Source organism: Microbulbifer sp. 2205BS26-8 (assembly GCF_030731025.1).
Classification (GTDB): Bacteria; Pseudomonadota; Gammaproteobacteria; order Pseudomonadales; family Cellvibrionaceae; genus Microbulbifer; species Microbulbifer spongiae.
In genome coordinates this window covers 1-1441 of the sequence record NZ_JAVAMR010000115.1, presented here as the reverse complement: position 1 = coordinate 1441, position 1441 = coordinate 1, and the positions used below count along the sequence as shown (strand labels likewise).

Annotated in this window: 1 protein-coding gene; it reads right to left on the bottom strand. The window is 39.4% G+C overall.

All coding sequences use genetic code 11. The features are described from left to right. Positions 1 to 268: 268 nt before the first annotated feature. Entirely contained in the window at positions 269 to 1255 is a 987-nt protein-coding gene (locus Q5Y71_RS16745) for a hypothetical protein (RefSeq protein ID WP_306043218.1), read from the bottom strand. Positions 1256 to 1441 lie beyond the last annotated feature (186 nt).

Here is a 1441-nt window from a genome sequence, read left to right as displayed (position 1 = left end):
TCTTTTTTTTGCTAATGGTAAAGAAATGACACAGAATTCTGAACACTACCTATTCTGGAGGTTTTCTGGCTAGAAAAGGCGGAAAATATGTAATTTGTAGAGATCCTTTTGATTTGGCTTGTGCGCGGCGAATCGTAAAACCAATATCTACTTTTCAGCTATGTCAGTCTGGAATCTCGGATTCCATTAAGCCACCGATCAGAGCGGTCGAAAATAGCCCATGTGGCACGGAGCGCTCTGGAGGCAGCCTTGATAAACTTCTTGATTTTCATCTGAATTTTGAAATTGCAATACCTATTTTTTCGTATTCTTTACGCAGTTTATTTTGATCTTCTACCCCCTTAAAGATATATTGATCATATTCATAGCTATCCCAATGGTAAGGACGAAGCACTTGTACATCCGGGTGCGAAATAGCAAAATTATAAGCCTGTCTAGCCTTGCTAATAAGCTGTTCCTGGGAGAGATAAGCGGCAAAGGTTGAATCATTGGTCCAAAATGCCTGAGGAATCAAATAATATTTGGCATCTAGATGCTCAGTCTTATCCATTAAATCACGTACAACCGTGCTCGAAAAATCTATCCCTCGATAATCATCTGCTCCAAATAGGTTATAATTCCCGGGTATATTCTGGGAAAACCAACTTTTTCCTAATGTCCACGCTGTGAAAGTCACAGCTCTTTTCGCGTTGGGGAAATCTTTTTTAAGAATATGTCCAATGTCAATTAGGTAATTTGATAAAGCTTCCTCCGGCATTGTTTCTCTTGTATTCCAAAATGGTTCATCCAAAGGGTCAAAGGCGTAGATTATATTCTCAAATAATTTGAGATTATCCTTTGCGGCCTTCCAATGTTCCAGATAATCCTGTCGTTTAATCCAATTACCTGATTCCTTGGTAAAAAATACTCGACGTACATCGACCCATAATTTTAGACCTTGCATTCTTGCAATCAGTATTTGGTCGATATTATTGTGTCTTACATCAACAAATGTGGCGAATGAGGCTACAGTCGAAATATCCTCGTCATCTGCATAAAGACCGGTGCGGTATAATCCAAACTCCTGCAAATGTTCAGGTACAGAATTTTTGTCGGATGTAAGAATTGGGGTCGCAATTTTGCCATGCACAACTATTATTTTTGGCAGTGTTAGGTCTTCGGCTGGAGTATATTGTTGCTCCTGTGCCAGGGCAAAGAGAGGCAATATTATTGATAAAGTAACAGATGCTGCCTTAGTGGATAAGCCTCCTTGCATTTCTAATCTCCGTTTTAAATTGGAATAAAGGCCAAATTTCAGAAACTCCGTATGGAGTTAATCATTTATTTTCAAGCGTTTAAGCTCGATTTTTAATGGTATCATTTTTGTAGGAGTGGTCTATGGCCGCGATCGCATTATAACATCGATCGCGGCCATAGACCACTCCTACAGGGTATTTACTAC

Bases quoted from the DNA above. Each gene is read 5' to 3' on its own strand.
- Q5Y71_RS16745 (WP_306043218.1), bottom strand. From the start codon at position 1,255: ATGCAAGGAGGCTTATCCACTAAGGCAGCATCTGTTACTTTATCAATA.